Annotated in this window: 5 protein-coding genes and 1 pseudogene; 1 reads left to right on the top strand and 5 read right to left on the bottom strand. The window is 61.9% G+C overall.

Annotated features, from left to right (window positions below; all coding sequences use genetic code 11):
* The 5 genes from GIW02_RS26840 to GIW02_RS26860 all read right to left on the bottom strand — a co-directional run.
* Positions 1–274 (bottom strand): sigma 54-interacting transcriptional regulator (locus GIW02_RS26840; RefSeq protein WP_236422212.1); only part of this gene is annotated, 274 nt, incomplete at its 3' end.
* A gap of 97 nt (positions 275–371) precedes the next feature.
* Positions 372–1,037: a methionine ABC transporter permease gene (locus GIW02_RS26845; protein ID WP_236419500.1), complete on the bottom strand. Its 666-nt coding sequence runs from the start codon at positions 1,035–1,037 to the stop codon at positions 372–374.
* Positions 1,034–1,780 carry an ATP-binding cassette domain-containing protein gene (locus GIW02_RS26850; RefSeq protein ID WP_236422213.1) on the bottom strand — a complete coding sequence of 249 codons (747 nt, stop codon included), beginning with the start codon at positions 1,778–1,780 and terminating at the stop codon, positions 1,034–1,036. Before GIW02_RS26850 ends, GIW02_RS26845 begins: the two co-directional genes overlap by 4 nt.
* Entirely contained in the window at positions 1,777–2,571 is a 795-nt protein-coding gene (locus GIW02_RS26855) for a MetQ/NlpA family ABC transporter substrate-binding protein (RefSeq protein ID WP_236419901.1), read from the bottom strand. Before GIW02_RS26855 ends, GIW02_RS26850 begins: the two co-directional genes overlap by 4 nt.
* A gap of 13 nt (positions 2,572–2,584) precedes the next feature.
* Positions 2,585–3,622 carry an isopenicillin N synthase family dioxygenase gene (locus tag GIW02_RS26860; RefSeq protein WP_236419899.1) on the bottom strand — a complete coding sequence of 346 codons (1,038 nt, stop codon included), beginning with the start codon at positions 3,620–3,622 and terminating at the stop codon, positions 2,585–2,587.
* Positions 3,623–4,034: 412 nt separating this feature from the next.
* On the opposite strand from GIW02_RS26860, the pseudogene GIW02_RS26865 reads away from it, so the two are divergent.
* Positions 4,035–4,332 (top strand): annotated as a pseudogene (locus GIW02_RS26865) (ribonucleotide-diphosphate reductase subunit beta); the annotation flags it as partial.

Genomic DNA, 4,332 nt, shown 5'->3' on the forward strand with positions numbered 1-4,332 from the left:
GGTTCTCACTGATCGCGCCGCAGTTCACCGGCACAAACGCACCGGTGCGCCCGCTGGCGCTGTGGATGTAACGCGCCACCAGTTCCTTGCCGGTGCCGGTTTCACCATTGATCAACACCGGCGCTTCGCTTGGGCCGACGCGTTTAAGGTAATCGAGCAATTGCAGGGAGCGCGGGTCGGAAAACACCAGGGCCTTGGCGCGAATCGACAGCGGGTCCTTCTCGCCCTGGGGCAAGGTGAGGATCGGCGTGGGGTGCCCGTGGGGACGGCTCATGAACAATTTTCCGGGAGCAAACTGGATGAAGTAAGGGTGACTTTACGCAGCCGTGGTTATGACTAGAAATATTAAAAATTCATTAGTACATAACCGTTTATCGGCGATGTGCCATCGATCTAACACACCGATCGCCAAGGCTTTGCACACCCTGCACCAACAGCACCAGCACGATGACCGTGACCACCATGATCTGGTTATTGAAACGCTGGTAACCGTAGCGAATCGCCAGGTCGCCGAGCCCGCCGCCGCCGATCACGCCGGCCATCGACGAAAAGCCGATCAGCATCACCACGGTCAAGGTCACCCCGGCCACCAGCGCCGGTAACGCTTCGGGCAACAACACCTTGAGGATCACATGACGGATATCGCCACCCATGGCCACGATCGCTTCGATGCGCCCTTTGTCCACTTCATCCAGGGCGGTTTCGACAACGCGCGCAAAAAACGGAAACGCGCCGATGGTGATCGGCACTACCGCAGCGGTACTGCCCAGGGTGGTGCCGACGATCAGGCGCGTCAGCGGGATCAGCGCGATCAACATCACCACAAACGGCAGCGAGCGGCCCAGGTTGATCACCCCGCCCAACGCCCGGTTGAGGCGCGGCAACGGCAACAGCCCGCCGCGCCGGCTGATGAACAGCAACACGCCCAGCGGCAAGCCGATCAACAAGGTGAACAGGCCTGCCAGCAGCACCATGTACAGGGTTTCGCCGGTGGCATTGAGGAGCAATTGCAGGATGTCATTCCAGTCGGTTTTCATACCGCCCTCACCACTTGCAGGCTGGGCGACAGCGAACGGCCCAGACGTGACGATGGGTCTGCCTGCAACTGCACCAGGCTGCCGCTTTCCACCACGCGCCCATCGGCCAGGGACACGGCGCTGTCGCAGATCGCCTTGACCACGTCCAGTTCGTGGGTAATCAGCACGATGGTCACCCCGAGCTGGCGGTTGATATCGCGCAACAGCGCCAGGATCGACGCGGTGGTTTCCGGGTCGAGGGCGCTGGTGGCTTCGTCCGACAGCAGGTACGCCGGGCGCGCCGCCAATGCACGGGCAATGCCGACACGTTGCTTCTGCCCGCCGGACAACTGTGAGGGAAACGCCAGCGCCTTGTCGCTCAGCCCCACCAAGGCCAGCAACTCGGCAACCCGCGCAGCGCGCTCGGCCTTGGGCACATTGGCGATTTCCAGCGGCACCGCGACGTTATCCGCCACGTTGCGCGAGTGCAGCAGATTGAAGCCCTGGAAGATCATGCCGATGCGCTGGCGTTGCTCGCGCAGGGCTTTGCCACTCAACAAGGTCAGGTCCTGCCCGTCCATCAGGATGCGTCCACTGGTGGGTCGTTCCAGCAGGTTGAGGCAGCGCAGCAGCGTGCTTTTGCCCGCCCCGCTGCGCCCGACGATGCCGAAGATCGCGCCATCGGCAATCTGCAACGAGACGTTATCCAACGCTGCCGGCTGGCCATCGGCGTAGGTTTTGCTGACCCCCTCGACCACAATCATTCGGTGACCACCGGGATCACCGAACCGGCGTATTTCTCGGTGATGAACTTGGCCACCGCCGGAGAGCGCAGGTCCTTGGCCAGTTGCTGGACGCGTGGGTCTTCGAGCAATTTGGGCGTGGTCACCAGAATATTCGCGTACGGGTTGCCCTTGGCCTGCTCCAACCCGAGCGCATCCTTGGCCGGCTCCAGCCCGGCTTCCAGGGCGAAGTTGCCGTTGATCACGGCCAGGTCCACGTCGTCCAGCGCCCGCGGAATCTGCGGCGATTCTATTTCAAGAATCTTGAGGTGCTTGGGGTTCTCGGCGATGTCCTTGGGCGTGGCCTGCTCCTTGGACGCGTCGTTGAAGCCCGGCTTGAGTTTGATCAGGCCGTTGGCTTGCAGCAGGTACAGCGCGCGGCTGAGGTTGGTGACGTTGTTCGGTACGGCCACGGTACCTTTGTCCGGCACCTGGGCGAAGCTGGTGTGGCGGCGGGAATAGATGCCCAGCGGCTCGATATGCACGGTGGCGGCCACCGCAAATTTCTGGCCGAGCGCCTGTTCCTGGGAGTTAAGGTAAGGCACGTGCTGGAAGTAATTGGCGTCGACGTCGCCATGGGCCAGCAACTCGTTGGAGTTAACGCCGCTGGGGATCTCGATGATTTCAAGCTTCAGGCTCGGGTCGAGCTTTTGTACATATTCGAGAATCTGCGCGTGAGGAATCGGGTCGGCGGCGACGCGCAAGGCATCGGCGGCCGACACGCTAAAAGAGGTCAGCAATGCCGCCAGGGTAAGTGCGAATGTTTTCAACAGAGTGATCTCCTGATCAGGCGGACAGTGCTTGGGGTAGTGTGGCGTCGGCGTAGAAGCGTTGGGCGACATCGGGGTGGGAACGCAGGCGGCCTTTGAGGTAGTTCCAGCCGACATCACGCAGCAGCGGGTTGCGGGGGTCGCTGGTGGGGCCATGGGCATCGCGCAGCAGTTCGGGCGCCAATTGGTAAACCGGCACCACCGCGTCCAGTTGCGCACCGAGGAAAAACGCCAGGGACAAGCGCTCGCTGCCCACCGGCGGCGACACCACCCGGTGCACGGTGGCGCGCAAGTAGCCGTTGCTGGCCAGTTCCAGCAGTTCGCCGATATTCACCACCAGGGTGCCAGGGCGTGGCGATGCGTCGATCCACCGGCCCTCTTCTACCTCCACCTGCAAACCGGCTTGCTGGTCTTGCAGCAGGAAACTGAGAAAACCCGAGTCCTTGTGCGCGCCAACACCCTGGCGGCTTTGCTGGGCATGGCGACCGGGGTAGCGGATCAGCTTGATGTGCTCGTTGGGCGTGCTGCCGTAGAGCGTGTCGAAGGCGTTTTCCGGCAGCGACAAGGCCTGGGCGAAGGCGCGCAACAGGCGCAGGGCCATCTGCGTCATCGCCTGTTGCCAGCCGAGTACCAGCGGCTTGAGGTCGGGCAAGGCCGCCGGCCATTGGTTCGGGCCCTGCAGACGGGCCCAGGCCGCCGGGTACTGGTCCACGGCCAACGGCTCGCGTTCAGCGCCGACGTCAAACTGCTCGCGCAGGTCCGGTTGACCCCGGGTAATTTCTGAAGCCGCGCGGTTATAGCCACGAAAATGCGGGGAATTGAGCATGCCCACTGCCAGTTTGTCCGCCTCGGGCAACGCAAAAAACGCGCGCGCCTGCTGCTGTACCTGACTCAGCAACGCCGGGTCGATGCCATGACCGGTCAGGTAGAAGAACCCGACATGCCGTGCCGCCAGGCGCAGCTCATCGAGAAACGCCTGGCGCTGCTGCGGGGTGCCGTCCAGCTGCGACAAGTCCAGCAGCGGCAAGGTGGTGATTGACTGCACGTGGGACATCGGCGGCTCGCTCCATGAACAAAAGTCTTGAGAAGCGTCCAAGCTAAACGATCTTAAAAACCCTTAATAAATATCTTTTTAGCATTAGCTTAGGCAGGTCGATTAGCTCCCCACGTCGGTTTCGACCGCGCTGTGTCTCGCGCTTTGCGCCAACAAAGGGCACACGGCAACGCCGTTGTAAGGCCGAAGCGGCCCTTGCGCCACTGCGACACTCAATCCCGTCTTGTGCGTTGACCCGCCCTGTTACACACCATATAGTGTGCCCACAAACAGAACAGACCACTACATAGTGTGCAGTATCGGTATTTACCGACCACACTATGCGCAGTATTTCAATGCCTAACAGCCTGCAAACCGCATATTTTTAGACGGGTTCATACACCGTCAGAACAGATCAGGAAGGAGTATTTCAATGCTGAGTTGGGATGAAGTCGACAACGAGGACACCGGTGCAGCGGTGATCAAGGGCGCCAACGCCGGCCACGCCAGCGAAGCCAACATGGACCGCCTTGACGGTGCCGGCGCCGCAGCCGCCCTGGAAGCGCGCAACGTGACTGCCAACGACTCCGCCGCGATCATCCGTGCCAAGGCCGCCCTCGACAAACTCGACGTCGCCGAAGGCCTCGCCGAACTCGAAGGCTCCGCCGCCCGCGTCGCCGTTGACGAAAAGCGCATGATCAACTGCCGCGCCGACCTCAACCAACTCGTGC

It is taken from the genome of Pseudomonas syringae, assembly GCF_021606685.1.
In the GTDB taxonomy this organism is placed as follows: domain Bacteria; phylum Pseudomonadota; class Gammaproteobacteria; order Pseudomonadales; family Pseudomonadaceae; genus Aquipseudomonas; species Aquipseudomonas syringae_R.